Source organism: Alloactinosynnema sp. L-07, from assembly GCF_900070365.1.
GTDB lineage: Bacteria > Actinomycetota > Actinomycetes > Mycobacteriales > Pseudonocardiaceae > Actinokineospora.
This window is the reverse complement of sequence record NZ_LN850107.1, coordinates 728,785-754,059: the sequence shown is the minus strand read 5'-3', so window position 1 is coordinate 754,059 and position 25,275 is coordinate 728,785. Positions and strand designations below refer to the sequence as shown.

Annotated in this window: 25 protein-coding genes; 11 read left to right on the top strand and 14 right to left on the bottom strand. The window is 69.5% G+C overall.

Annotated features, from left to right (window positions below; translation table 11 throughout):
* Window positions 1–302: 302 nt before the first annotated feature.
* Complete coding sequence (locus BN1701_RS36725) at window positions 303–770, bottom strand: LysM peptidoglycan-binding domain-containing protein (RefSeq protein ID WP_054045514.1); 468 nt, start codon at window positions 768–770, stop codon at window positions 303–305.
* Window positions 771–978: 208 nt separating this feature from the next.
* Here BN1701_RS36725 and lexA point away from each other — a divergent pair, with 208 nt between their 5' ends.
* On the top strand, window positions 979–1,740 hold the full coding sequence (lexA, locus tag BN1701_RS03760; protein ID WP_082859638.1) for a transcriptional repressor LexA: 762 nt from the start codon (window positions 979–981) through the stop codon (window positions 1,738–1,740).
* On the opposite strand, the gene BN1701_RS03755 is transcribed toward lexA, so the two are convergent.
* The 3 genes from BN1701_RS03755 to BN1701_RS03745 form a co-directional block, all read right to left on the bottom strand.
* A complete protein-coding gene (locus BN1701_RS03755; protein ID WP_054045510.1) occupies window positions 1,741–2,757 on the bottom strand; it encodes a hypothetical protein in 1,017 nt (338 codons plus the stop codon).
* Window positions 2,758–2,910: 153 nt separating this feature from the next.
* Complete coding sequence (gene hflX / locus BN1701_RS03750; RefSeq protein WP_054045507.1) at window positions 2,911–4,362, bottom strand: GTPase HflX; 1,452 nt, start codon at window positions 4,360–4,362, stop codon at window positions 2,911–2,913.
* Between the two features lie 86 nt (window positions 4,363–4,448).
* Complete coding sequence (locus tag BN1701_RS03745; protein WP_054045506.1) at window positions 4,449–4,952, bottom strand: transcriptional regulator; 504 nt, start codon at window positions 4,950–4,952, stop codon at window positions 4,449–4,451.
* 70 nt (window positions 4,953–5,022) lie between these two features.
* Here BN1701_RS03745 and BN1701_RS03740 point away from each other — a divergent pair, with 70 nt between their 5' ends.
* A complete protein-coding gene (locus BN1701_RS03740; RefSeq protein WP_054045504.1) occupies window positions 5,023–6,282 on the top strand; it encodes an MFS transporter in 1,260 nt (419 codons plus the stop codon).
* Between the two features lie 106 nt (window positions 6,283–6,388).
* On the opposite strand, the gene BN1701_RS03735 is transcribed toward BN1701_RS03740, so the two are convergent.
* Window positions 6,389–7,639, bottom strand: coding sequence for a DUF349 domain-containing protein (locus BN1701_RS03735; protein WP_082860254.1), 1,251 nt, complete (start codon window positions 7,637–7,639; stop codon window positions 6,389–6,391).
* A gap of 1,224 nt (window positions 7,640–8,863) precedes the next feature.
* On the opposite strand from BN1701_RS03735, the gene BN1701_RS03730 reads away from it, so the two are divergent.
* From BN1701_RS03730 to dapF, 3 genes are read left to right on the top strand one after another with little or no spacing between them, the layout of a single operon-like run.
* The gene (locus BN1701_RS03730; RefSeq protein ID WP_054045501.1) at window positions 8,864–9,553 is read left to right on the top strand and encodes an aromatic ring-opening dioxygenase LigB; all 690 of its coding nucleotides are present in this window, start codon (window positions 8,864–8,866) and stop codon (window positions 9,551–9,553) included.
* Entirely contained in the window at window positions 9,550–10,452 is a 903-nt protein-coding gene (gene miaA / locus BN1701_RS03725; protein ID WP_054045500.1) for a tRNA (adenosine(37)-N6)-dimethylallyltransferase MiaA, read from the top strand. Before BN1701_RS03730 ends, miaA begins: the two co-directional genes overlap by 4 nt.
* Window positions 10,453–10,462: 10 nt before the next feature.
* Window positions 10,463–11,284: a diaminopimelate epimerase gene (dapF, locus tag BN1701_RS03720; RefSeq protein ID WP_082859637.1), complete on the top strand. Its 822-nt coding sequence runs from the start codon at window positions 10,463–10,465 to the stop codon at window positions 11,282–11,284.
* On the opposite strand, the gene BN1701_RS03715 is transcribed toward dapF, so the two are convergent.
* Together BN1701_RS03715 and miaB are read right to left on the bottom strand one after the other, a co-directional pair.
* A complete protein-coding gene (locus BN1701_RS03715) occupies window positions 11,281–11,754 on the bottom strand; it encodes a hypothetical protein (protein ID WP_054045498.1) in 474 nt (157 codons plus the stop codon). The genes dapF and BN1701_RS03715 overlap by 4 nt on opposite strands.
* Entirely contained in the window at window positions 11,751–13,220 is a 1,470-nt protein-coding gene (miaB, locus tag BN1701_RS03710) for a tRNA (N6-isopentenyl adenosine(37)-C2)-methylthiotransferase MiaB (protein ID WP_054045496.1), read from the bottom strand. The genes BN1701_RS03715 and miaB overlap by 4 nt, the downstream gene beginning before the upstream one ends.
* A gap of 66 nt (window positions 13,221–13,286) precedes the next feature.
* Here miaB and BN1701_RS03705 point away from each other — a divergent pair, with 66 nt between their 5' ends.
* A complete protein-coding gene (locus tag BN1701_RS03705) occupies window positions 13,287–14,222 on the top strand; it encodes a TAXI family TRAP transporter solute-binding subunit (protein ID WP_054045494.1) in 936 nt (311 codons plus the stop codon).
* Here the strand turns inward: BN1701_RS03705 and BN1701_RS03700 are convergent.
* Together BN1701_RS03700 and BN1701_RS03695 are read right to left on the bottom strand one after the other, a co-directional pair.
* The gene (locus tag BN1701_RS03700; RefSeq protein WP_054045492.1) at window positions 14,198–15,634 is read right to left on the bottom strand and encodes a HAMP domain-containing sensor histidine kinase; all 1,437 of its coding nucleotides are present in this window, start codon (window positions 15,632–15,634) and stop codon (window positions 14,198–14,200) included. The two genes, BN1701_RS03705 and BN1701_RS03700, sit on opposite strands and share 25 nt — an antisense overlap.
* Before the next feature lie 19 nt (window positions 15,635–15,653).
* On the bottom strand, window positions 15,654–16,337 hold the full coding sequence (locus BN1701_RS03695; protein ID WP_054045490.1) for a response regulator transcription factor: 684 nt from the start codon (window positions 16,335–16,337) through the stop codon (window positions 15,654–15,656).
* 184 nt (window positions 16,338–16,521) lie between these two features.
* Here BN1701_RS03695 and BN1701_RS03690 point away from each other — a divergent pair, with 184 nt between their 5' ends.
* The 4 genes from BN1701_RS03690 to BN1701_RS03675 all read left to right on the top strand — a co-directional run bounded on the left by BN1701_RS03690 (window position 16,522) and on the right by BN1701_RS03675 (window position 19,796).
* Entirely contained in the window at window positions 16,522–17,250 is a 729-nt protein-coding gene (locus BN1701_RS03690; RefSeq protein ID WP_172803382.1) for an amino acid ABC transporter ATP-binding protein, read from the top strand.
* A gap of 58 nt (window positions 17,251–17,308) precedes the next feature.
* Complete coding sequence (locus tag BN1701_RS03685; RefSeq protein ID WP_054045487.1) at window positions 17,309–18,187, top strand: glutamate ABC transporter substrate-binding protein; 879 nt, start codon at window positions 17,309–17,311, stop codon at window positions 18,185–18,187.
* Window positions 18,188–18,252: 65 nt separating this feature from the next.
* Entirely contained in the window at window positions 18,253–18,903 is a 651-nt protein-coding gene (locus BN1701_RS03680; RefSeq protein WP_054045485.1) for an amino acid ABC transporter permease, read from the top strand.
* The gene (locus tag BN1701_RS03675) at window positions 18,900–19,796 is read left to right on the top strand and encodes an amino acid ABC transporter permease (protein WP_054045483.1); all 897 of its coding nucleotides are present in this window, start codon (window positions 18,900–18,902) and stop codon (window positions 19,794–19,796) included. The genes BN1701_RS03680 and BN1701_RS03675 overlap by 4 nt, the downstream gene beginning before the upstream one ends.
* Before the next feature lie 45 nt (window positions 19,797–19,841).
* Here the strand turns inward: BN1701_RS03675 and BN1701_RS03670 are convergent, their stop codons facing one another.
* Window positions 19,842–20,312 carry an Lrp/AsnC family transcriptional regulator gene (locus BN1701_RS03670; protein WP_231949469.1) on the bottom strand — a complete coding sequence of 157 codons (471 nt, stop codon included), beginning with the start codon at window positions 20,310–20,312 and terminating at the stop codon, window positions 19,842–19,844.
* Between the two features lie 70 nt (window positions 20,313–20,382).
* Between BN1701_RS03670 and BN1701_RS03665 the strand changes: the two genes are divergently transcribed.
* Window positions 20,383–21,288, top strand: coding sequence for a DMT family transporter (locus BN1701_RS03665; protein WP_082859636.1), 906 nt, complete (start codon window positions 20,383–20,385; stop codon window positions 21,286–21,288).
* Here the strand turns inward: BN1701_RS03665 and BN1701_RS03660 are convergent.
* From BN1701_RS03660 to BN1701_RS03645, 4 genes are read right to left on the bottom strand one after another with little or no spacing between them, the layout of a single operon-like run.
* Window positions 21,269–22,024, bottom strand: a complete 756-nt coding sequence (locus BN1701_RS03660; protein WP_054045478.1) for a succinate dehydrogenase/fumarate reductase iron-sulfur subunit — start codon at window positions 22,022–22,024, stop codon at window positions 21,269–21,271. The two genes, BN1701_RS03665 and BN1701_RS03660, sit on opposite strands and share 20 nt — an antisense overlap.
* Before the next feature lies 1 nt (window position 22,025).
* Complete coding sequence (locus BN1701_RS03655) at window positions 22,026–23,939, bottom strand: fumarate reductase/succinate dehydrogenase flavoprotein subunit (RefSeq protein WP_054045476.1); 1,914 nt, start codon at window positions 23,937–23,939, stop codon at window positions 22,026–22,028.
* Between the two features lie 38 nt (window positions 23,940–23,977).
* Entirely contained in the window at window positions 23,978–24,760 is a 783-nt protein-coding gene (locus BN1701_RS03650) for a hypothetical protein (RefSeq protein WP_054045474.1), read from the bottom strand.
* Between the two features lie 42 nt (window positions 24,761–24,802).
* Window positions 24,803–25,084 carry a hypothetical protein gene (locus BN1701_RS03645; protein ID WP_054045472.1) on the bottom strand — a complete coding sequence of 94 codons (282 nt, stop codon included), beginning with the start codon at window positions 25,082–25,084 and terminating at the stop codon, window positions 24,803–24,805.
* Between the last annotated feature and the right edge of the window lie 191 nt (window positions 25,085–25,275).

Sequence of the window (25,275 nt, the reverse complement as noted above, 5' to 3'; positions counted from 1 at the left end):
GGATAACCCACCCCAACCTGTGGACGAACTACAACGGCGTAACTACTAGATGTTGGGGTCGACCGTATGCCTGGACGCCACATCATGCAACTCCGACACGCGACGGCCACCCCTACTGTCGGCGGTTCCACGTGCAGTAGTTCCAACATCACACTGCGCCGAGTTATTCACCCGTTCGGTGGATTCGTGAACTCGTCTGATCGAGCCGGTGAACAACGAAGTCCCCACACGCGAACCGCGTGCGGGGACTCGGGGCGAAGACGCGAAGGTGTGGGATACGCGACACTCGTCGCGCGCGGGGTTCAGCGGGAGAAGGGCACCGTGAGCGGTTGGCCGACCCGCACCATGGAACCGGTCAGACCATTCAGTTCGCGGATCTTGGCGACGACGGCGGTCACATCGCTGTCCGGCGCCATCCTGGCGGCCAACTCGGACAGACTCTCACCTGGTTCGACCCGGACGACCGTCGTCGTCCGCGGCACGTCGGCGCCCGCCATCGACCCCGCGAAGGCACCGAGGCCGAGGAACGCCAGCGCCACCACCGTCGCGACGCCCAGCAGCACGACGACCGGCAGCGGAGCGCGCCGCGGGGCGCATTCCGGCCCGGCGACGACATGCGCGACGTTGACCCGGCGCCTGCGCGTCGGGGGGCGGAGCCTGCCCTGGCCGATCGGCCGCGCCGGGCGCACCACGGGCAGCGGAGGTGCCACCACGTGCGCGGATCGGCTCGTCGCCGAGCCGGTGGACCGGGATGCCAGTGTCGCCGCCATCGCAACCTCCTCGAACGGCCGTTCGATCGAACGCCCGTGCGAATGTCTACCACCAGGCACCGACAAAATCGATACCCGATCGGCGTGTCGCTCGAACAGGTGTTTGATCTGCCCAGGTCGGCGGACTAACGTCGAGGTCGGAGAAGATCGAAGACGATCCACCACCGGGACACGAGCCGCTGTCCCGGTTTCGCAGGGAGGCAGCGCAGTGGCAGGCACGAGTGGTCGCAAGCCCGCAGGGGCACCGAAGCGGAAGCCCTTGTCGGGGGGCAACGTGCGCAGTTTCCCCGAGCTGGACCAAACCCCGGACGGTGCCGAGCTGCCCTTGCGGCAGCGCCAGGTGCTCGAGGTGATCCGCTCTTGGGTGCAGCGCTTCGGCTACCCGCCGAGCGTGCGGGAGATCGGCGAGGCAGTCGGCCTCACTTCGACGTCATCGGTGGCCTACCAGCTGCGCGCGCTGGAGGAGAAGGGCTATCTGCGCCGCGACCCGAACCGCCCGCGGGCGATCGGCGTGCTCCCGGCCGACGCGACGCCCGCGCAACTGCGCGGCGAGCAGATCACGCCGGTGATCATCGAACAGGCCGCCCAGGGGCCCACGCCGACGTATGTCCCGGTGGTCGGCCGCATCGCCGCCGGTGGCCCGATCCTGGCCGAGCAGGCCGTCGAGGACGTCTTCCCGCTGCCCAAGGAGCTGGTCGGCGAGGGTTCGCTGTTCATGCTCAAGGTCGCGGGCGACTCGATGATCAACGCCGCCATCGCCAACGACGACTGGGTCGTGGTCCGCCAGCAGCCGACGGCGAACAACGGCGAGATCGTGGCGGCGATGATCGACGGCGAGGCGACGGTCAAGACGTTCAAGCTGCGCGACGGACACGTGTGGCTGCTGCCGCACAACGACGCCTACGAGCCGATCCCCGGCGACGAGGCCACCATCCTGGGCAAGGTCGTCGCGGTTCTGCGCCGACTCTGACTACCCGCGTTTGGCGGATCGGCGGTGCATGTAGAGCAGTACGCCGCCGACCGCCACCACGGTCAACCCGATCGCGGGAAGCGCAGGCAGTCCACTGTCGCCGGAGCCTGACGCGGCCGCCGCCTGACCGCTCGCCTGCGTGCCGTCAGCGGAGTCGGGCTTCGGCGCCACCAGTGCGGCCGCGCCCGCCACGGTGCGCACCGGCTCGCCGACGCCCTCCGACACCGATACCAGCGTGCCGTCCGGTTCCAGCGCGATGGCCTCCCCCTGCTTCTCGTTGGGCAAGGGGATCCGCACCGGCTCGGACTTGAACGCACCCAGCAGGTCGCCGTCACGTACCGGGTACAGATAGGCGTCGGTGTAGGTGCGCAGGGCGACGACGCTGCCGTCCGGGTTGGACGCCGCGCCGGTCACCACCACTGAGCCGATGGCCGGGTTGACCGGACCGCCCTGGGTGTTCGTGCTGGTCAGCTGCACGGTGCCGACCTTCTCCAGCGTCGTGGGGCCGGGGCTGGTCAGCGCGGCGGTCGGCCGGTAGATGTCGGCGCGGCCGAACGGGTTCTTGGTGAGCAGGTACGGCGTGCCCGAACGGTCGAGGATCAGGGCCTCGGTGTCGTGGGCGCCGTCGGGATAGGTCAGCCGGTGGACCTTGGTCTTGCCGTCCGGGGTGAGCGAGATCAGCGCGATGGTCTCGCGCTTCTTGTCGTTGTCGCCGGTGTCGGCCAGCCAGAACGTGCCGTCGGCGGCGCGGGCGAGGTCCTCGACGTCGAACGGGTCGGTCGGGCCGTTGATCACCTTCTCGACCTTGCAGTCCTTGGTGAGCACGTAGACCGTCGACTTCGTGCCGCCGTCGTTGACCGCGTACCAGCGCTTCCCGTCGGCGACGAGCCCCGAGAGCTCACCCAGCCGTTTGTCAGCGGTGACGCACGCGTCGGCGGGCGCCGGTTGGGCCGACGCGACCGCCGGTCCCCATCCCAGCAGACCAGCCACGATCGCAGCGGTCACCAACACCCGCACAGGCACCTCCCAGTCGCCGACAACCCCCACCCACGGTAGCCGTCGGGAGGCACACAACAGCTAAGACGTCTCCGACCACGCCGCGTTCACCCGGACGTGCGACGGCGGCCCGGTCTCGTCCGGACCGCCGTCGTCGCTGTGCGTGTCGTGCCCTCAGGCTGAGGTGCCGTTGACGGCGAACCCTTCGAGCACCCCGGCCAGGTCAGCCTTGACCCTGGCCCGCAGCTGCGTGCCCGCCTCGGTGTGGTCCTCGAACAGGACATCACCCTCGCGGTGCACTCTGGCCACGAGTTCGCCGCGCGCGTACGGCACCAGCACGTCGATCTCCGTGCTCGGCCTGGGCAGCAGCTCGGCGACGCGCTCGCGCAGCTCGGCGATACCGGCCCCGGTGTGCGCGGAGACGAACATCGCGCCGGGCAGCAGGTGGCGCAGCCTGGCCATCGCGAACTCGCTGGTCGCGTCGACCTTGTTGACCACCACCAGCTCGGGCGGCATCTTCAGGTCGCGCCGCTCGCCGATGTCGTTGAGCACCTCGCGCACGGCCGTCACCTGCCACTCGGGCATCGGGTCGGAGCCGTCGACCACGTGCAGGACCAGGTCGGCGTCGGCCACCTCGTCCAGCGTCGTGCGGAACGCCTCGACGAGCTGGTGCGGCAGGTGCCGCACGAACCCGACCGTGTCGGTCAGCGTGTAGGTGTGGCCGTCCGGGGTCTCGGTGCGCCGCGTCGTCGCGTCGAGGGTGGCGAACAGCGAGTCATCGACGAGCACTCCCGCGCCGGTGAGCGCGTTGAGGAGACTCGACTTGCCCGCGTTCGTGTAGCCCGCGATCGCCACGCTGGGGATCTCGTTGGCCATCCGACGTCCGCGCTTGGTGTCGCGGACCGTGCTCATCGCCTTGATCTCCTTGCGCAGCTTGGAGATCTTGGCCCGGATCCGGCGCCGGTCGGTCTCGAGCTTGGTCTCACCGGGACCACGCAGACCCACACCACCGTTGCCGCCACCCGCACGGCCACCGGCCTGCCGGGACAGCGTCTCACCCCACCCTCGCAGGCGCGGCAGCAAGTACTGCAGCTGCGCGAGCTCGACCTGGGACTTGCCCTCTCGGGACCGGGCGTGCTGGGCGAAGATGTCGAGGATCAACGCGGTGCGGTCGATGACTTTGACCTTGAGCCTGGCCTCTAGCTGCTGCAGCTGGCTCGGCGAGAGCTCACCGTCGCAGATCACCGTGTCCGCGCCGGTCGCGCGCACGATGTCGCCCAGTTCGGCGACCTTGCCGGAGCCGATGTACGTCGCCGAGTCCGGCTTGTCACGGCGCTGGACGAGGCCGTCGAGCACCTCGGATCCAGCGGTTTCGGCCAGCCTGGCCAATTCCGCGAGCGATGCCTCGGATTCCAAGGCGGAGCCGTCGGTCCAGACCCCGACAAGGACGACCCGTTCGAGTCGCAGCTGCCGGTATTCGACCTCGGTGATGTCCTGGAGTTCGGTCGACAGACCGGCTACTCGGCGTAGCGACGACCGCTCTTCCCGCTCCAGGTCACCGAGGGAGAACTCAGCCGGGTCGGCCACCGCGCCGTTGATTTCCTGCTGAGTGAATTCCTCTGTCACCTGGTGAACCCGTCCTTCGTGTCGCGGGGAATCGGTCGATTCCGTCTAATCCATGGTCGCACGTCTGAGCAACCAATACGACCCGGTTATTCCCCTGGGTAGAACGCGACGTACACGGCGGTGCGCTCGGCACCGGGTTCGATGGGCCGCTGAACGTACTCGTCGAGCACCGCGCCGATGCGCTCCATCAGCTCCGCCCTGCTCGCTTCATCGACCTGGACGACCAGCCGGGTCTGCTGGAGTTTGCCCAGGCCCGCGTCGGAAACCTCGCCCAGATAGGCCTGCAGCATGGCCTGCGCCAGGTCGACCCGCTCGTCGCCGCGGAACCTCAACCCCCAGGACACACCGGTCGCCCGATACGGGATCTCCTTGGCGCCGCGATTGCCCCGCCGCACCGGCAGGGCCTCGAGAAATCCGGCCGCGACGAGCTTGCGCACGTGGTGCAGGGTGGTGGCCGGATCTTTGTCCAACCGCTCGGCTATCTCCTTGTTCGTCAGTGGCCGCTGATAGGCAAGGCGGATGATGCGCAGCCGGATCGCCGAGCCCAAGGCTTCGAGCTCGATCGGGGTGGCGTCCCGCTTCACGGTCACGGCGCAAGCCTAGATCACCGCCTGTGGACAACTGATTGACGGTTTCCAATCACTCGGGCACTCTCGAACCATGACCACCGCGCTGCACACCCACCCCGACTTCCGCCGCCTCTGGATCGGCGACACGATCGCCCAGTTCGGCACCAACATCGGCCACATCGTGCTCCCACTGCTCGCGATCGCGGTGCTCAACGCCTCGCCGTTCCAACTCGGCGTGCTGACCGCGGCCGAGACCGCCGCGTTCCTGGTCATCGGCCTTCCAGCGGGTGCCTGGGTCGACAGGGTCCGCCGCAAGCCACTGATGGTCCGCATGGACCTGGCCAGAGCCGCCCTGCTGCTCACGGTGCCGTTAGCGGGGTGGCTCGGCTGGCTCACCTTGAGCCAACTCGTCGTCGTGGCCCTGCTGGTCGGGGCCTGCACGGTGTTCTTCGATATCGGCTACCAGGCCTATCTCCCGTCCCTCGTCGGTCGCGATCGGCTCGTCGACGGCAACGCCAAGCTGCAGGCCAGTCAGTCAGTCGCCCAGTTGAGTGGCCCCGCGGTGGGCGGGGCGCTGAGCCAGGCGATCGGCGCCGCCAACGCGATGTTCGCCACCGGAGTCGGCTACCTGGCCTCCGCCCTGATGCTCAGCCGAATCAAGGCCGTCGAACCAGTCCCGGACCGACCGGCCGAGCGCGACTTGCGCGCCGAGGTCCTCGAAGGTCTGCGGTTCGTCCTGCACAACCGCTACTTACGCCCGATCGCGCTCTGCACGGCGTCGTGGAACCTGTTCTTCGGCGTCGAGGCCGCCGTGTTCGTCTTGTTCCTGGCGAAGACGATCGGCCTGAACCCCGGACAGATCGGGATGGTCGCGGCGCTGGCGGGCGTCGGCTCCATCCTCGGCGCTGTCGCGGCGACCCGGGTGAACTCGGCTATCGGCACGGCCCGCGCGATCTGGCTCGTCCCGCTGGTCTGTGCCCCGTTCGGCCTGCTCATCCCGCTGGCACGGCCTGGTTGGCCGATGGTGTTGCTGGTCGTCGGTTTCCTGGTGGTGAACTTCGCCGTGGTGATCTACAACATCGCCCAGGTCAGCTTTCGCCAGGCCATCTGCCCCGACCACCTGCTCGGCCGGATGAACGCCAGCGTTCGCTTCATCATCTGGGGAACGATGCCCCTCGGCGCTCTCTTGGGCGGCACCCTGGCCTCGACCATCGGCGTCCGCGAAACCCTCTGGATCGCGGTGGCGGGCTGGGCCGTCTCCTCGCTCTGGGTGCTCCTGTCGCCTTTACGTGGCCTACGAGACGCCCCATCCGCCCCGGAGCCCTCCCCGCTGCCCGCGACGACTGACTGAGACCGACGCTCCTCGCCGCAAGGAGGCCGCCAAGGACACCATGCCAAGAAACGGGTGAAGGCCACCCCCGGGGATTTCCCGACGATGGCCTTCAACCGAACCTGGACTAGCGGGACGCGACCGCTTGCTCGGCGGCGGCGAGCCACTCGCGCCACTGGGCGGCCTGCGCCTCGGCCTGTTCGGCGCGGCGCTTGTCGCCCGCGGCGCGGGCCTTGGCGGCCTGGGCCTCGAACTGCTCGACCCGCTCGCGGAACTGGGCGGCGCGGGCCTCGGCCTCGGGGTCGGTCCGGCGCCACTGGGCGTCAGACGCGGTGCGGACCTTCTCCTCGACGGCGCGGAGCCTGCCCTCGAGTTCGCGGATGCGCTCGCGCGGGACCTTGCCGACCTCTTCCCAGCGCTCCTGGATCTTGTGCAGGTGCGCGCGGGCGGCGTCGAGGTCGCCCTGGGGGTTGATCTTCTCGGCCTCGGCGAGGAGGTCTTCCTTGAGCTTGGCGTTCTCGGCGAACTCGGCGTCCCGCTCATCGAACACGGAGGAACGCCTGCTGAAGAACTTGTCCTGCGCGGCACGGAAACGCTGCCAGAGTGCGTCGTCGGCGTCCTTGGGCGCGCGGCCCGCCGCCTTCCACTCCAGCATCAGTTCCTTGTAGCGGCCCGCGGTCGGACCCCAGTCGTCCGACTCGGACAGCCGCTCGGCCTCGTCGACCAGTTCCTGCTTGCGACCCTTCGCGGTCGCGCGCTGGCGGTCGAGGTCGGCGAAGTGCGAGCCGCGGCGGCGGTTGAACGTGTCGCGGGCCTTGGAGAAGCGGCGCCAGAGCTGCTCGTCGGTCTTGCGGTCGACGCCCTTGATCGTCTTCCACTCGTCGAGGATGGTGCGCAGCCGGTCGCCTGCGACCTTCCACTGCGTCGACTCCTCGGCCATCGCCTCGGCTTCCTCGACCAGCTGCTGCTTGCGCGCGATCGACCCGGCCCTGGCCTCCTCACGCGCGTGCTTGGCGTGGTCCAACGCGACCGCGGCGTGGGCGATCACCTGGTCTAGCCGCGCCTCCAGGCCGACGAGGTCACCCACGACGTGCGCCTCGGCCAGGCTGTCCTTGATGTGCTTGGCGTTGGTCGCGGCGTGCTTGGGGTCGCCCGACCCGGACACGAGCCGGGTCTCCAACAGCTCGACCTCGGTCCGAATGTCATCGAACCGCCGGGCGAAGTGCGCCAGGCCTTCGGCGGGCTCACCTGCCTGCCACGACCCGACCGCGCGCTCGCCGTCGGCGGTGCGCACGTAGACGGTGCCGTCAGCGTCGACCCGACCCCACTTGCCCGGGTCCACCGACGCGACCGCCACCGGCGGAAGCGCGTCCACCATCGGCACCGGCACCGGAACAGCGGCGGCGGGCGCCTGCGCGGCGGCCGCGGGCGCGGGCGTCGCGGGGGACGCCGGGGCGGGGGTGGCCTTGGGGATGGCGGTGGGCAGCACGGACGGCTTCACCGGGGAGGGCTTGGGGACCTCGACGGTTCCGGCCGAGGCCTCGCTCGCCTGCGCGGCTTTCGCCGAGTCGCCTGCTTCGGCTTGGCCCGCGTCATCGTCCGCGACGACCTCGGCACCCGACGCGTCGGCGCTCTCGCCCGCATCGACCTCGGACACGCCTGCCTCGGCCGAGGCCGGCTCGGCCGGTGCGGACTCAACGGCGCCCGACGTGCCTGCCTCGGGGCTAGCGGCCTGCTCGGCGGTGGCCGGGGTGGGCTCGGCGGCGATCGCCTCGGCGGGCTCGACCTCCGGCGCGGCGGTCACATCCTCGGCAGGCTCGGCTTCAGGCGCGGCGGTCACGACCTCGGCGTGCTCAGCCGCCGGGGCGGCGGTCGCGGTGGGCTCGCTGTCCTGGGTCGCGGACGCCTCAGCGGACTCGGCCGACGGCGTGGCCGCCTCATCGGACTCGGGCTCCGTGGGGGCTGCGACAGCCTCCGTGGGGGCGGTGGCCGCTTCAGCGGGCTCGGTGTCCGGGGCCGCGGCGATCGGCTCGGCGAGCGCGGCCTCCATGAGCTGAGTGTCCGGGGTCGCGGCGATCGGCTCGGCGGGCGCGGCCTCCGTGAGCTGAGTGTCCGGGGTCGCGACGATCGGCTCGACGGCCGTGGCCTCCGCTTCGGCGGGGGCCGCCTCGGTGGGCTGAGTTACCGGGGTGGCGGCGATCGGTTCGGCGGGCGTGGCGGCCGGGGTGGTAGGGGCCGCCGTCGGGGCTTCTCCCGCGGCTCCGGGGGAGGTGGGGGCGGGCGGAACTCCCGTTGTCCCGGTCTCCGCGGCATGCACCACGCCGTTTTCCTGCTCCGTCACCGTCTCGGCGCTCATGTCCCTGTCCGTCATGGCCGGCTCCTCCCGCCTGCGTTGCCCGTGTTCCCACGGGCGCCCCGCTCGCGGCGGGGCCCAGCACTGTGCGTACGGCCTCGGGCCGTGCGGCTTTACCCGCGCGCATTCAAACAGGTCAAGCGCCGCGTCGGTACTCCGAGGGCCGCAATGGTCATCATGGTGCCGCAAACTCGGCCGTTCGTGGGCCGCCAACGGCAAGTTTGTTCGACGGACAGTAATCTCGACCGCGTGATCTCCCGTGTTGCCGTGCTCCCCCATCCCCCTTTGCTGGTCCCCGAGCTTGTCGTCGGGGATGACGCCGACGTGGCGGTCGTTCGGGCGACGGCCTTGGCCGTGGCCAAGGAGCTGACCCAGGTCGCGCGACGGTGGACGGTGGTGGGGGTGGGTCCGGCCGTCACGGGCCGTGCGGGCACGTTCCGGGGATTCGGCGTCGATGTGCGGGTCGAGTTGGGGCCGGACGCCGCCGACGAGGCCGCCGACCCGGACATGCCGCTGCCCGCCTTGGTGGCGGGGTGGCTGCGGGAGCAGGTGGGCGCTGAGGAGGTCACGGTCAACCTGGTCCCGGCCGACCTCTCGCCCGCGGACTGCCTGGAGCTGGGCGCTCACCTCACCGACACCGCATTGCTGGTGCTCGGCGACGGATCGCACCGCCACGGCGAACGGGCGGTCGGCAGGCCGGACCCCCGTGCGGAAGCGTTCGACAACACTGTCGCCGACGCGTTCGCCCAGGTGGATCTCGATGCTCTCGGCGCGCTGGATCCAGAGGTGGCCGGCGAACTGGGCGCGGTCGGTCGGGCCCCATGGCAGGTGTTGGCCGGTGCGATCGCGGCTGACGGGCGGGCGTGGCGGTGCGTCGAGTCGAGCCTGCTGATCCCGTTCGGCGTGGCCTATCACTTCGCTGTCTGGGACCCGGCGTGACACGGGCCGTCGCCGTCGTCGGGCCGACGGCCACCGGGAAGTCCGACCTGGGCGTCGCGATCGCCGAGCGGCTGGGTGGGGAGGTGATCAACGCCGACGCGATGCAGCTCTACCGGGGGATGGACATCGGCACCGCCAAGATCACCGCCGAGGAACGCCGAGGCATCCCCCACCACCAGCTCGACGTGCTCGACGTGCGGGAGACCGCCTCGGTCGCCGCGTACCAGCGGCAGGCGAGGGCGACCATCGAGGACCTCATCAGCCGCGACCGGGTGCCCGTCCTCGTGGGAGGGTCCGGTCTGTATGTCCAAGCGGTCATCGATGACCTCGACTTCCCCGGCACGGACCCCGACATCCGGCTGAACCTGGAGTCCGAACTCGACCGCCACGGCCCGACCCGGCTCTACACCCGCCTTCAGGCCGCCGACCCCGTCGCGGCCGAGTCGATCCTGCCCACCAACGGCAGGCGGATCGTGCGGGCGCTGGAGGTCATCGAGCTGACCGGCAGGCCGTTCTCGGCGACGATGCCCAAACCAGGCCCGGCCCGCTTCGGCATGATCCTCATCGGGCTCGACCGCGACCCGGCCGCGCTCGACGAGCGGGTGGATCTGCGGGTGGCCCGGATGTTCACCGCGGGCTTGGCCGACGAGGTCCGCGACCTGGAGAACCAGGGCCTGCGGGAGGGCCGCACGGCCTCCCGCGCGCTGGGCTACCAGCAGGTGCTCACCGCGTTCGACGGCGACCACGACCTTGATGCCGCCGCGGCCGAGACCGCGCGGGCGACCCGCCGGTTCGTCCGTAGGCAGCGGTCGTGGTTCCGCCGCGACAAGCGCGTGACCTGGCTCGACGCCGCCCGGACCGACCTGGTCGACGCCGCGGCGGCGCTGCTCGACCGGTAGCCTTGGGACCGTGGCGATCGCGTTTCTCAAGGGGCATGGCACGCAGAACGACTTCGTCGTGCTGCCCGACCCCGACGGCGACCTGGACCTGACTGACAGCCGGGTCCAGGCCCTCTGCGACCGTCAGCGCGGTCTCGGCGCCGACGGCGTCCTGCGAGTCGTGCGCACCAAGGCCCTGCCGGACGCGCCCGCGGACATCGACGGCGACGTCTGGTTCATGGATTACCGCAACGCCGACGGCTCGATCGCGGAGATGTGCGGCAACGGGGTCCGTGTGTTCGCCCGCTACCTGCTCGACGCGGGCCTGGTCGATGCCACGGACTTCCCCATCGGCACCCGCGCGGGTCTGCGCCCGGTCGTGGTGCGACCCGACGGCGCGGTCACCGTCGACATGGGACCGGTCCGCAGGCTGGGCGAATCGACCACCACGGTCGCGGGCCAGTCGTTCACCGGCACCGGGATCGACGTCGGCAACCCACACCTGGCCTGCGTCCTCGACGGCGTCGACCTCGACTCCCTCGACCTGACCAAGCAGCCAGGGTTCGACAGGGCTGTCTTCCCCCACGGCGTGAATCTCGAGTTCATCACCCGCCAGGCGCCGGGCGAGATCCGCATGCGGGTGCACGAACGCGGCGTCGGCGAGACCCGTTCCTGCGGCACCGGCACGGTCGCCGCCGCAGCCGCCGCGCTAGGCGGCGAGGGCGCGCTGACCGTCCACATCCCCGGCGGAACCGTCCATGTGACGATCACCGAGGACTCCAGCACCCTCACCGGCCCCGCCGTCTTCGTCGCAGGCGGCGAACTGGACCAAACCTGGTGGGACTCGGTCTAATCGCGTGACCAGGCAGTCCGGAACCAGAGGACGCCGAGGGTCACCATCGCGATCTCGCTGATGATCAGCCCGATCCCTGGGCCCGGCGAGGCAAGGCCCGCGCTCGACTGGCGGGTCCAGATCGCGAGCAGGCCGTCGACCGAGGCGAACCATGAGCCGAGCGCGCAGACCCAGGTCAACCCCCAGCGGCGGGTGATCAGCGCCAGGGCCGAGGCGCCCACGCCGAAGGCCAGCGACGTAGCCGCGAACAGTCGCGGGACCATACCCGCCTTGCCCGCCGCGTCGCCTTGGTGCAGCAGGACTTCCCAGCCCGACGCCGAGCCCATCCACGGCAGCAGGTAGCCGATGATCAGCACGAACACCGCCACGGAGATGACCACCGCACGCGCGCCGAGGTCGACCGTGCGGGACATCTTGCGTTCGACGGCGTCGATCTCGCGACGCAGGCCGGTCTCGTCGTCTTCGGTCATGAGGTGGCGCAGCCTGTCGACTCGGGCAGCGGGGCGGGGACACCGAAGGCGGGCAGGCCGAGGCCGACCCCAGAGGTCTTCGGCCGGAGGCCCGCCTCGTGGTTGTCCCCCGCGCGGGTGCGGCGGTGGGACAGGACCGGGCCGTCGGCGACGAGGTGGTGCGGCGCGGCGTAGGTGATCACGGTCTCGACCACGTCGCCCGGCCGCGGGTCGGCCCCGGCGGGCGAGAAGTGCACCAGGCGGTTGTCGCGCGCGCGGCCGCTCATGCGGCGGGTGTCGGCGTCCTTGCGCCCCTCCCCCGCGGCCACGACGACCTCGACCGGACGGCCGACCAGTTCCTTGTTGAGGTCCCAGGAGATCGCCTCCTGCACCTCCAGCAGGCGGTCGTAGCGCTCCTGGACGACCTGCTTTGGCACCTGGTCGGCCATCGTCGCCGCAGGCGTGCCGGGGCGCTTGGAGTACTGGAAGGTGAACGCGCTGGCGAAGCGGGACTGGCCGACCACGTCGAGAGTGGCCTGGAAGTCCGCTTCGGTCTCGCCGGGGAAACCGACGATGATGTCGGTGGTGATCGCCGCGTCCGGCATGGCCGCGCGGACCTTCTCGATGATCGAGAGGTAGCGCGCCGACCGGTACGAGCGGCGCATCTCGCGCAGCATCTTGTCCGAGCCCGACTGCAGCGGCATGTGCAGCTGGTGGCAGACGTTGGGCGTCTCGGCCATGGCGGCGATGACGTCGTCGGTGAAGTCCTTGGGGTGCGGCGAGGTGAACCGCACCCGCTCCAGGCCGTCGATCTCGCCGCAGGCGCGCAGCAGCTTGCCGAAGGCGAAGCGGTCGCCGAACTCGACGCCGTAGGAGTTCACGTTCTGGCCCAGCAGCGTCACCTCGAGCACGCCCTCGGCGACGAGCGCCTTGACCTCGGCCAGGACGTCGCCGGGCCTGCGGTCGCGCTCGGTGCCGCGCAGCGACGGGACGATGCAGAACGTGCAGGTGTTGTTGCAGCCCACCGAGATCGACACCCAGCCGGAGTGCGCGGAGTCGCGCCGGGCGGGCAGCGTGGAGGGGAAGACCTCCAGCGACTCCAGGATCTCCACCTCGGCGCGCTGGTTGTGCCGGGCGCGGTCGAGCAGGGCGGGCAGCGAGCCGATGTTGTGGGTGCCGAAGACGACATCGACCCAGGGCGCCTTGCGGACGATCTCGCCGCGGTCCTTCTGCGCCAGGCAGCCGCCGACGGCGATCTGCATGTCGGGGTTGGCGGTCTTGACCGGCGCAAGGTGGCTCAGGTTGCCGTACAGCTTGTTGTCCGCGTTCTCGCGGACCGCGCATGTGTTGAAGACGACGACATCGGCCACCTGGCCACCGTCGACGGCGACGTAGCCTGCGTCCTCCAACAACCCGGACAGCCGTTCGGAATCGTGGACGTTCATCTGGCACCCGTAGGTGCGTACTTGGTAGGTGCGCGCGCTCATCTCGCTGTCCGAGGGTACGCGGCCGTCAGCGTCCCGCCGAAAGCAGGCTTCTGGCACGATCGGCGCATGGCACGGACCCGGCTCGGCGGCATCCTCCTCGCGCTGCTCAGCGTCGCGGGTCTGGTCACCGGATGCGACAGTGAGTTCACGGGTGTGCGGCTGCGCATCGCCGCCGGGGTGAAGGACGGCGTCTACCACACATTGTCGGTGTCGCTGGCGGGCTCGTGGCAGGCACAGCTCGGCATCGATCGGCCCGATGTGCTGGAGACCGGCGGGTCGCCGGACAACCTGCGCAAGCTGTGCGCGGGCGACGCCGACATCGCCTTCAGCGCCGCCGACGTGGCCGCACGGCCCACCACCGGCACGCGTCATCCGCGCGCGCTCGCGCGCATCTACGACGACTACCTCCACGTCGTGGTGCGCGGCGACGGCCCGATCCGGAGCCTGGCGGGTCTGCGCGGCACCAACGTCGCGATCGGCTCGCCCGAGTCGGGCGTGGCCTTCATCGCGAACCGGCTGCTCGACATCTCCGGCCTGTCCGCCCCTGGCGTGCTGACCAAGCACAACCTCAACCTCACGGATTCGATCAACGCGTTCAAGCGTGGCGAGGTCGACGCGTTCTTCTGGTCCGGCGGCCTGCCGACCAGGCCCATCACCGGGCTCGCCGCCGTCGTGCCGCTGCGGCTGCTCGACCTCACCGACGAGTTGCCCGCGATGCGCAACCAGTACCCGGTCTACAACACCGCGTCGATCCCCGTGACGACCTACAACCTGGCGGGCGGACCAGTGACGACCCTGGCCGTGCCGAACTTCCTGCTGGTCACCGACGCGATGCCGGACGCCATCGCCGAGGCACTGATCGGCGGACTGTTCGACTCGCACGCGGAGCTGATCAAGGCCAACCGCGCGGCGTTGTCCATCGACATCCACTCCGCCATCGAGACCGACCCGATCCCGCTGCACCCCGGCGCGGCCCGCTACTTCCGCGACCGCAAACCCTGACCTAGTGTCCCGAGTCGATCGGCAGGCAGATCGACGGTCACCCGCAGGCCGCCGCCCTCGGGCAGGTCGAGCCGCAACTCGCCGCTCGCCTTGGCCACGATCCGGCTCACGATCGCCAGGCCGAGGCCGGACCCAGGCACGTTCTGGTGGCTGTGGCTGCGCCAGAAGCGGTCGGTGGCCCGCTCCAGTTCGTCGGCCTTGAGCCCGGGCCCGTGGTCGCGCACGGCCAGCCGGACCCGGTCGCCGACCAGGTCGACGGTCACCTCGACCGCGCTGCCCGCCCCGGTGAACTTCAGCGCGTTGTCCAACAGCGCGTCGAGGATGCCGTCGACCCCGCGCGGTGGGGACATGGCCCATGTGTCGCCCGCCGCGCCGACGCGGTTCAGCGCGATGTCCCTGGACACCGCGACCACCCGCCAGTCGGCGACCCGCTCGGCGACCACGGTGTCGATGTCGGTGGGCACCAGTTCGCCACCCGCGCTCTCGGCCCTGGCCATCGACAGCAGCTCGTCGAGGATCTGGTTGAGCCGGTCGGCCTCGGCCGACGCGGCGACCCGGTGGGTCTCGGCCTCGGCGTCGACGTGGCCTTCGAGGTTCACCAGTCGCAGCTTGAGCGCCGTCAGTGGGTTGCGCAGCTGGTGGGACGCGTCGGCGACGAAGGCGCGCTGGGCGGCGAGGGTGTCGCCGACGCTGGCCGCCATCCGGTCGAAGGAAGTCCCGAGTTTGCGCAGCTCAGGTGGCCCATGGGTGCCGCCGACGCGCTCGGCCTCGCGCCCGCTGACCACGGCGGCCACCAACGACCCGGTGGCCTCGTCGAGCCTGCGGACCGGTCGCAGGATCCACTGGATGACCGGCACAGCCAGCATGAGCGCCAGTCCGAAGGCGAGCACCCCGCCCGCGGCGATGAGCAACCACCACCACAGCATCCGTGACCGGCTGCGATCGGTCGGCGACACCGAGACCACAGCGCCGCGCACCTCGCCGTCGACGAGGACCGGCCCGGCGAGCACCAGCGGCTCAGCGTCCCACGGCAGCAGCAAGGCCCCCGCCTCCGGGCGCCTGCCCGCCAGCGCGGCATCGATCCGCTCCCGCACCTTGGGGTCGGCCAGGTCGACGGGCATCGAACTCCCGGCGCTGGCGGAGCTGACCGCCGGATTGCTGTCCCTGTCGACGATGACCACGCTGATGCCGTAGAGCTCGGCATAGCGCTGAAGTTCCTCGCGCAGTGACTCCGGCCGGGCGTCGGTGAGCGGGCGCTGCGCCAGCGAGGCGAACCGGGTCGTGTCGGTCAGCCGGTCGAGGAACAGTCGCTGCTGCTCAGCGCCCGCCACCGACAGCGCCAGCGGCACGCCGAGGCCGAACACCAGGAGCGCGACCAGAAACCACACCATGCCCAACAACCGCGTCCGCACGAACTACCTCCCCAGGTCGCTAGGTGAGTTTGCCTGGTTGGTTGGCCAGGCGGTACCCGACCCCGCGAACCGTCTCGATCAGCGCGGGCCTGCCGAGTTTGGTGCGCAGCGTGGCCACGTGCACGTCGAGCGAACGGTTCTCCGCCGAGCCCGCCCGGCCCCACACCTCGGCCAGGATCTGCTCGCGCGTGCACACTGAGCCCTGCGCGCCCACGATCAGGGCCAGGACATGGAACTCCTTGCGGGACAACGCGACCGCGGCTCCGTCCACAGTGACCTCATGGCGATCCAGGTCGACCCGCACGTCACCCACCTCGGTGACACCGGCCAGGCCGGGCGCACCGGGCACCGGTGACTTGCGCCTGCGCACCGCGTGCACGCGGGCCACCAGCTCGTCGACGTCGTAGGGCTTCACCAGGTAGTCGTCGGCGCCCGCGCGCAAGCCAAGGATGCGGTCGTCGATCTCGCCGCGGGCGGACACCACGATGACCGCGACGTCGCTGGCGGCGCGGATCTGTCGACAGAGGACGATCCCATCCATGTCCGGCAGGCCCAGGTCGAGCAGGACCACGTCGACCTCGGGCACGATGTCGAGCACGCCGGTGCCCCCGGCGAGGCGCTTGATCGTCAGGCCGCGGCGCACCAGGGCCGGGATCAGCGCCTCGGCGACCCGGTCGTCGTCTTCCACGAGCAGCACTCGCACGCGTGTCCTCCGGTTCAGCAGGCGCCTGTGTGACAGAGTTGAGACCCTAAGTGTTGCTCAAGCGGCATCGACATCGACGTGCGCCGGAGTAGGTTTCCCGCCATCGCGTGCCCGCCGACCACCGCACTGTCACACGAACGCGCTCGTGGAGGACTCAATGACCGCCTCGAACCCCGCCCCAGCGATGATCCGGATGGAGGGGGTCGACAAGTACTTCGGGACGTTGCACGTCCTCAAGGACATCAACCTCGAGGTGCCCCAAGGCCAGGTCGTGGTCGTTCTCGGGCCGTCGGGGTCGGGCAAGTCGACGCTCTGCCGGGCCATCAACCGGCTCGAACCCATCAACTCGGGCGTCATCGAGGTCGACGGCCGGGTGCTGCCCGCGGAGGGCAAGCAGCTCGCGCAGCTGCGCGCCGAGGTCGGCATGGTGTTCCAGTCGTTCAACCTCTTCGCCCACAAGACGATCGCCGAGAACGTCACCCTCGCCCCCATCAAGGTGCGCAAGCAGCCCGCCGAGGTGGCCCGCAAGACCGCGATGGAGCTGCTCGAACGGGTCGGGATCGCCGACCAGGCCGACAAGTACCCCGCCCAGCTCTCCGGCGGCCAGCAGCAGCGCGCGGCGATCGCCCGCGCGCTGGCGATGAAGCCCAAGGTCATGCTCTTCGACGAGCCGACCTCCGCCCTGGACCCTGAGATGGTCCAGGAGGTGCTCGACGTGATGACCTCACTGGCGGGCGAGGGCATGACGATGCTGGTGGTCACCCACGAGATGGGCTTCGCCCGCAGGGCAGCCCATCGGGTGATCTTCATGTCCGACGGCGAGGTCGTTGAGGACTCCACCCCCGACGAGTTCTTCACCGCCCCCAAATCCGGGCGGGCGAAGGATTTCCTTGGCAAGATCCTCACGCACTAGGTAGTCCCCCGAGTGTTCGGCTGGACAGCGGCCGAATCGAAAACCGAAGGAGCACGACATGCGATTCCGGGGCCTTGTGGTTGGCACCGTGACCGCCGCTCTCGCACTCTCGATGACCGCGTGCGGTAAGTCCGACACCGGGACGGGCACGAACCCGCCCGTCGAGACCGCGGCGAAGTTCGAAGCGGGCACGACGATGGAGAAGCTGCAGAAGGCGGGCGCGGTCAAGGTCGGCACGAAGTTCGACCAGCCGCTGTTCGGTTTGAAGGGCCTCGACGGCAAGCCCGCGGGCTTCGACGTCGAGATCGCGAAGCTGATCGCGTCCAAGCTCGGCATCAGCGCCGACAAGGTCGAGTTCATCGAGACCCCGTCGAAGGTCCGCGAAGAGGTCATCGAGCAGGGCAAGGTCGACTTCGTCGTGGCCACCTACACGATCAACGACAAGCGCAAGGAGCGCATCAGCTTCGCCGGCCCGTACTACGAGGCGGGCCAGGACCTGATGGTCAAGAAGGACGACTCGGCGATCACCGGGCCGGACTCGCTCAAGGGCGCCAACGCCAAGGTCTGCTCGGTCACCGGCTCCACCCCGGCCGAGAAGATCAAGACCTACGTCGACGCCGCGAACATCGTGCTGTTCGACGTGTACTCCAAGTGCGCTGACGCGCTGCGCACCGGCCAGGTGCAGGCCGTCACCACCGACAACGTCATCCTGCTCGGTCTCATCGACGCCTCGAAGGGCGAGTTCAAGCTCGTCGGCAAGCCCTTCACCAAGGAGCCGTACGGCATCGGCGTCAAGAAGGCCGACGTCAAGTTCTGCGAGTTCATCAACAAGACCCTGACCGACAACGCCGCCGCGTACGAGAAGGCGTGGAAGGACACCGCGGGCAAGGTCTCGCCGGACACCCCGAAGCTGCCGACCACGGCCGCCTGCAGCTAGTCGACTGACCCGCGCTCGGGGCGCCTGCGCACAGCAGGCGCCCCGAGCCACAAACGGGAGTCCCTGTGAACGCCATCTTCGACAACTTCGCGCTCTACCGAGACGGGTTCTTCAAAACGCTGCTGATCTGTGCCTACGCCATGGCGGGTTCGCTGGTGCTGGGCACGGTCATGGCCGCGTTCCGGGTGTCGCCGGTCCCGCCGCTGCGCTGGATCGGCACGTCGTGGGTCAACGTCTTCCGCAACTGCCCGCTGACCGTGGTGCTGTTCTTCTGCGCCTTCGGTCTGCCGGAACTGGGCATCAACGGCGCCTACTTCTGGTTCGGCGTGACGGGTCTGGTGCTCTACACCTCGGCGTTCGTCTGCGAGGCGGTGCGCAGCGGTATCAACTCGGTGCCCGCCGGACAGGCTGAGGCGGCGCGAGCGGTCGGGCTGACGTTCAGCCAGTCACTCTCCAGCGTGATCCTGCCGCAGGCGCTGCGCACGGTCGTGCCGCCGCTGGGCAGCGTCATCATCGCGATGATCAAGAACTCGGCCATCGTCGGCGCGTTCGGCGTCGGCGGGGAGCTGTTCGCCGTGTCGGACACGCTGACCAGCGCCCGCGGTGAGGCCGCCCTGCCGGTGCTGACCGGTGTCGTCATCGCCTACTTGCTGATCACGATCCCCGGCGGGCTGTTCCTCGGCTGGCTGGAGCGGAAGGTGGCGATCGCCCGATGAGCACGTCGGTCCTCTACGACACCCCCGGGCCCAAGGCCAAACGCCGGGTACTGTTCTTCAGCGTCCTCGCGGCGGTCGGCCTGCTCGCGGTCGGATACATCGTCTACCGCCAGTTGGACAAGCAAGACCAGTTCGACGAAACCAAGTGGAGTCCGCTGTTCGACCCCAGCGACAAGGACTTCGAACTGGTCTGGCAGCGCCTTGGCGAGGCCTTGGTCGCCACGCTGGTGGCCGCCGCGCTCGCCGTGGTGTTCTCGCTGATCATCGGCACGCTGCTGGCGGTCACCCGGGTCACCGCCGCGCGGTCGTACCGGTGGGCGGTGGTCGGCCTGATCGAGCTGCTGCGCGGAATCCCGGTCGTCATCATGATCTTCTTCGTGGCCCGGGTGCTGCCGGAGTACGGTGTGGACGTGGAACCGCTGTGGTTCCTGGTGATCGGCCTGACGCTATACAACTCGGTCGTCATCGCCGAGATCGTCCGCGCGGGCATCAACTCGCTGCCGCGCGGCCAGCGGGAGGCCGCCGAGTCCCTCGGCCTCACCCGCGGCCAGACGCTGCGACTGGTGCTGCTGCCGCAGGCGTTCCGGGCGATGCTCCCCGCGCTGATCAGCCAGCTCGTCGTGGTCCTCAAGGACACGTCGCTGGGCTTCATCATCAGCTACGAGGAGACCGTCCGCGTCGCGGGCCAGATCGTGCAGGTCCTCGGCAACCCGATCCAGACCTACCTGTTGATCGCGGTCATCTTCATCCTGGTCAACTACGCGCTGGGCAGGCTCGCCGTGTACGTCGAGCGCAGGCTCAGCCGCGGCAAGAAGACCGCCAAGACCAAAGAGGGCGCCGCGACGCTGCACGCGGACGACCTCGCGGGCGCGGGCGCGACCAACGTCGGCTGACCAGTACGCGCTCCGATGGCCGTCTCCCGACTCGGGAGGCGGCCATCAGCGTTTCGTGGGCAAAGAGAGGCCCGCGCGGACCGGGTCGAGGACGAACATGGTGGTGTAGCGCTGGATGTTGGGCGCGTCCTTGAGCAGGCGGTCGGCGACCTCGCGGTGGTGGGCCATACCGGTCGACGCCAGTACGACGACGTAGTCGGTGTCGCCGGAGACGCTGTAGAGCTGCTGGACCTCCGGCGCGGCGAGCAAGCGGCGGCGGAAGGCCGCGTGGATGGCGTTGGACTCCTTCGCCAGGGTCACCAGGCACACCGCGAGCAGCGCGTCGGCCTTCACCGGGTCGAGTACGGCGACCTGCCGGTCGAGCAATCCGGCCTTGCGGTAGCGGTCGACCCGGCGCTGGACGGCACTGGGCGAGAGCGAGATCACCTCCCCCAGCTCGGCGAGCGTGCGGCTGGAGTCTTTCTGCAGCAAGGCGAGCAGGTGGTGGTCCGTCTCATCGAGACGCAAGGCTGTCACGCAATAATCTTGCGCCATAGCGGGAGAACTTTCAATCGGCGCCACCGGCCGCCCGGTTAGCGTCGCCGCCATGAGACGTGGATTGGCACTGGGCGCGGCGAGCGCGTTCGCCATGGGTGGGTCGGCCCCGGCGTTGAAGGTCCTGGCCGGCAGCGAACTCTCCCCGGTGAACGTCATCCAGGCGCGAATGGCGATCGGCGCGGTCACCTTGCTGGTCCTGGCGCTGGTGACCAAACGGGACCTTCGGGTCCGCCGCGCGGACTGGTGGCTGATCGGCCTCTATGGCGGGTTCGGCCTGGCGCTCAACCAGGTCGTCTACACCGCGGCGCTCACTCGAATGCCCGTCGGACTCACACTGCTCATCGAGTACCTCGCGCCCGTACTGATCGCGCTGTGGATCAGGTTCGTCCGCCGAGAACACCTGCCCGCACGGCTGTGGTTGGGCATCGCGGCGACGCTGGCGGGCTTGGCGCTGATCAGCCAGGTGTGGACGTCGGTCCGCCTCGACAGTCTCGGAATGCTCGCCGCGCTGGCCGCCGCCGTCACCTACGCGGGCCGGTTCCTGTTCGCCGAGCGCGCGCTGCGCACCCATGACCCGCTCGTGCTGGCCACCTGGGGCGCGGGATTCGGCACGATGGTGCTCGTCCCGCTGGAGCCGTTCCCGTTCGACCAGGTGGGCACTCAGGAGGCCTGGCTGCTGGCCTGGGTGGGCATCGTAGGGCTCGCCGCGGCGGTCCTGCTGACCGTCCTGGCCCAGCGCACATTCTCCTCGACGGCCGCGAGCCTGATCTCGTGCGTGGAGATCGTCATCGGCGGCGCGCTCGCCGCGGTCCTGCTCGGCGAACACCTGACACCGGTCCAACTGATCGGCGCGGCGGTCATGCTCGCGGGCATCGTCGTCGCTCAACTGGCGCTGGCCTCCGGGCGCCGCGAACAGCTCCCGGAGGCCCGCGACCTCACGCCTTCGAGCGCTTGAACAGCTTGTTGCCCAACCACACCACGGGGTCGTACCTGCGGTCGGCGACGCGCTCCTTCATCGGGATGAGCGCGTTGTCGGTGATCTTGATGTGCTCGGGGCACACCTCGGTGCAGCACTTGGTGATGTTGCAGTAGCCAAGTCCGTGCTCGTCCTGCGCGTCCCGGGTCCGGTCGGCCGCGTCGAGCGGGTGCATCTCCAGCTCGGCGATGCGCATGAGGAACCGCGGACCGGAGAAGTTCTCCTTGTTCTCCTCATGGTCGCGGATGACGTGGCACGTGTTCTGGCACAGGAAGCACTCGATGCACTTGCGGAACTCCTGCGAGCGCTCGACATCGACCTGCTGCATCCGGTACTCGCCCGGCTCCAGCCCCGGCGGCGGGGTGAAGGACGGGATCTCGCGGGCCTTGGTGTAGTTGAACGACACGTCGCACACCAGGTCGCGGATCACCGGGAACGTGCGCATCGGGGTGACCGTGATGACCTCGTCCTCGGTGAAGGTCGACATCCGGGTCATGCACAGCAGCTTCGGCATGCCGTTGATCTCCGCGGAGCACGAGCCGCACTTGCCCGCCTTGCAGTTCCAGCGGACCGCGAGATCGGGCGCCTGGGTCGCCTGCAGGCGGTGGATGATGTCGAGGACGACCTCGCCCTCATTCACCTCCACCAGGTAGTCGAACAGCTCGCCGTCCTGGTCGGTGCCGCGCCAGACCTTGAACTTCGCTTTGTAGGCCACCTCAGGCCGTCCTTCCGGGATGGTTGGCCAGCTCGCCGTCGGTGTAGTACTTCTCCAGCTCCGGCAGCTCGAAGAGCTCCAGCAGGTCCTGCCGCATCGGGTCCTGCTCCTTGGGCGTGACCTCGATGGCAGGCACGATCTCGGTGCTCTCCTTCGCGCTGCACACCAGCAGCGTGTTGCGCCACTTCGAGTCGAGCCGCGGGTGATCGTCGCGGGTGTGGCCGCCGCGGCTCTCGGTGCGCAACAGGGCCGCGCGGGCGACGCACTCGCTGACCATCAGCATGTTGCGCAGGTCGATCGCCAGGTGCCAGCCCGGGTTGAACTGCCGGTGGCCCTCGACGGTGACGTTGTGGACGCGACCGCGGATCTCGGCCAGCTTCTCCAGCGCCGCCTCGACCTCCTCGGCCTTGCGGATGATGCCCACCAGGTCGTTCATCGACTGCTGCAGCTCGGTGTGCAGGGTGTACGGGTTCTCCTCGACACCCTCGGTCGGCGGGTCGAAGGGCGAGAGCGCCATCTCCGCCGCGGCGTCCACATCGGCCTGCGCCACGGCGGGCCGCGACACCAGCGACTCCACATAGGACGCCGCGCCCAGCCCCGCCCGGCGGCCGAAGACCAACAGGTCCGACAGCGAGTTGCCGCCGAGGCGGTTGGAGCCGTGCATGCCGCCAGAGCACTCCCCCGCGGCGAACAGGCCGGGGACGGTCGACGACGCGGTGTCCGGGTCGACCTCGATGCCGCCCATCACGTAGTGACAGGTCGGGCCGACCTCCATCGGCTCCGCGGTGATGTCCACATCGGCCAGTTCCTTGAACTGGTGGTACATCGAGGGCAGCCGCTTGCGGATCTCCTCGGCGGGCAGCCTGCTCGCGATGTCGAGGAACACGCCGCCGTGCGGTGACCCGCGACCGGCCTTGACCTCGGAGTTGATCGCGCGGGCGACCTCGTCGCGGGGCAGCAGGTCAGGCGTGCGGCGGTTCTGTTCCTGGTCGGTGTACCAGCGGTCGGCCTCGGCCTCGCTCTCGGCGTACTGCCCCTTGAACACCTCAGGCACGTACTCGAACATGAACCGGTTGCCGTCGGAGTTCTTCAGCACGCCGCCGTCGCCGCGCACGCCCTCGGTGACCAGGATGCCCTTCACGCTGGGCGGCCAGACCATGCCGGTCGGGTGGAACTGGACGAACTCCATGTTGATCAGGGTCGCGCCCGCGCGCATGGCCAGCGCGTGGCCGTCGCCGGTGTACTCCCAGGAGTTCGACGTGACCTTGAACGACTTGCCGATGCCGCCGGTGGCCAACACGACCGCAGGGGCCTCGAACAGCACGAACCGGCCGGTCTCCCGGTAGTAGCCGAAGGCGCCCGCGATCCGGCCGTCTTCCTTCAGCAGCTCCGTGATCGTGCACTCGGCGAAGACCTTGATCTTGGCCTCGTAGTCGCCGTGCTCGGCGAAGTCCTCCTGCTGCAGCGAGACGATCTTCTGCTGCATGGTGCGGATCAGTTCGAGTCCGGTGCGGTCGCCGACGTGGGCCAGCCGCGGGTAGGTGTGGCCACCGAAGTTGCGCTGGCTGATCCGGCCGTCCTTGGTGCGGTCGAACAGCGCGCCGTAGGTCTCCAGCTCCCAGACCCGGTCCGGCGCCTCCCTGGCGTGCAGCTCGGCCATGCGCCAGTTGTTGAGGAACTTCCCGCCGCGCATCGTGTCGCGGAAGTGCACCTGCCAGTTGTCGTTCTCATTGGCGTTGCCCATCGACGCCGCGCAGCCGCCCTCGGCCATCACGGTGTGGGCCTTGCCGAACAGCGACTTGCACACCACGGCCACGCTGAACCCGCGCTGACGGGCCTCGATCACCGCGCGGAGACCCGCGCCGCCCGCTCCGACGACGACGACGTCATAGGAGTGACGTTCGACCTGACTCACGTTGATCCTCTCGAAGTTACGGTGGGGATGGCGGTCGCTCAGATGAACCGCAGGTCGGAGATGGCGCCGCTGGCGACCAACATGACGTAGAGGTCGGTGATCATCAGCGTCGCCAGGGTCGTCCACGCCAGCTGCATGTGGCGGACGTTGAGCTTGGACACCACCGTCCAGGCGCGGTAGCGCAGCGGGTGCTTCGAGAAGTGCTTGAGCCGCCCGCCCGCGATGTGGCGACAGGAGTGGCACGAGAGGGTGTAGGCCCAGAGCAGGACCACGTTGCCCGTCAGGATCAGGTTGCCGAGGCCGAACCCGTGGGTGAAGGAGATCACCGCGTCGTAGGTGTTGACCACCGAGACGACCAGCGCCGCGTAGAAGAAGTACCGGTGGAAGTTCTGCAGGACCAGCGGCAGCTTGGTCTCACCGGAGTACTTGGCGTGCGGCTCGGCCACCGCGCAGGCGGTCGGCGATTGCCAGACCGAGCGGTAGTAGGCCTTGCGGTAGTAGTAGCAGGTCAGCCGGAAACCGAGCAGGAACGGCAGGGCCACGAAGCCCAGCGGGATCCAGCCGGGCAACTCCGGGAGCGGAGTGCCGAAGTGGCTGGATCCCGGCAGGCAGGACTCGCTCAGACACGGTGAGTAGAACGGCGTCAGATAGCCGTACTCCTGCACCCAGTACCACTTGCCCATGAACGAGCGGCCGCCCGCGTAGATGACGAATGTCGCCAGGCCGAGGACCGTCAGCAGCGGCGGCTGCCACCACTTGTCCGTTCGCAAGGTGCGCGCTGAGATGCGCGCCCGGGTGGGGGCGTTGACGCCTGACGTCATCGTTTCCTCGTCGCTGAGAAGTGGTGGGGAGTTCGGGTGGTGCTAGCGCTGGTAGCCGCCGACGCCTTCGTCGTCGGCGCCCTGCCAGAGTGCGGGGTCGTACGGGGTGTCCGGCACGACGACCACCTCCGCCTCGACCGGGTTGCGCGGCACCGGCGTGCTCGGGGTGCCGCTGAACTCGCTCGAGTCGATGTCGAGTCGTTCGATGTCGTTGACGAGTCTGCGCACCGCCGGGATATCGCCGTAGCGGCCCCGCAGCGCCGCGACACACTGCCGCAGCTGTCCGATGGTTCGCTGCAGCTCGCTGATCTCCGTGCTCGACATGTACGCACCTCCGTACGCCGGTCCGTTCGCGGACCCGGAAGGGTGGTACAGGCCCGGGTACCCGCTCGTTGCCGACTTTGCCTGCCGGCAGCAGATGTGACAAGTACCACAAGGGACGAACCGACGGGTCACCGACCCACTACGGAGGAGCACATTGGGGTGTGATTTCAGGCACATCAAGATTGGTTCAA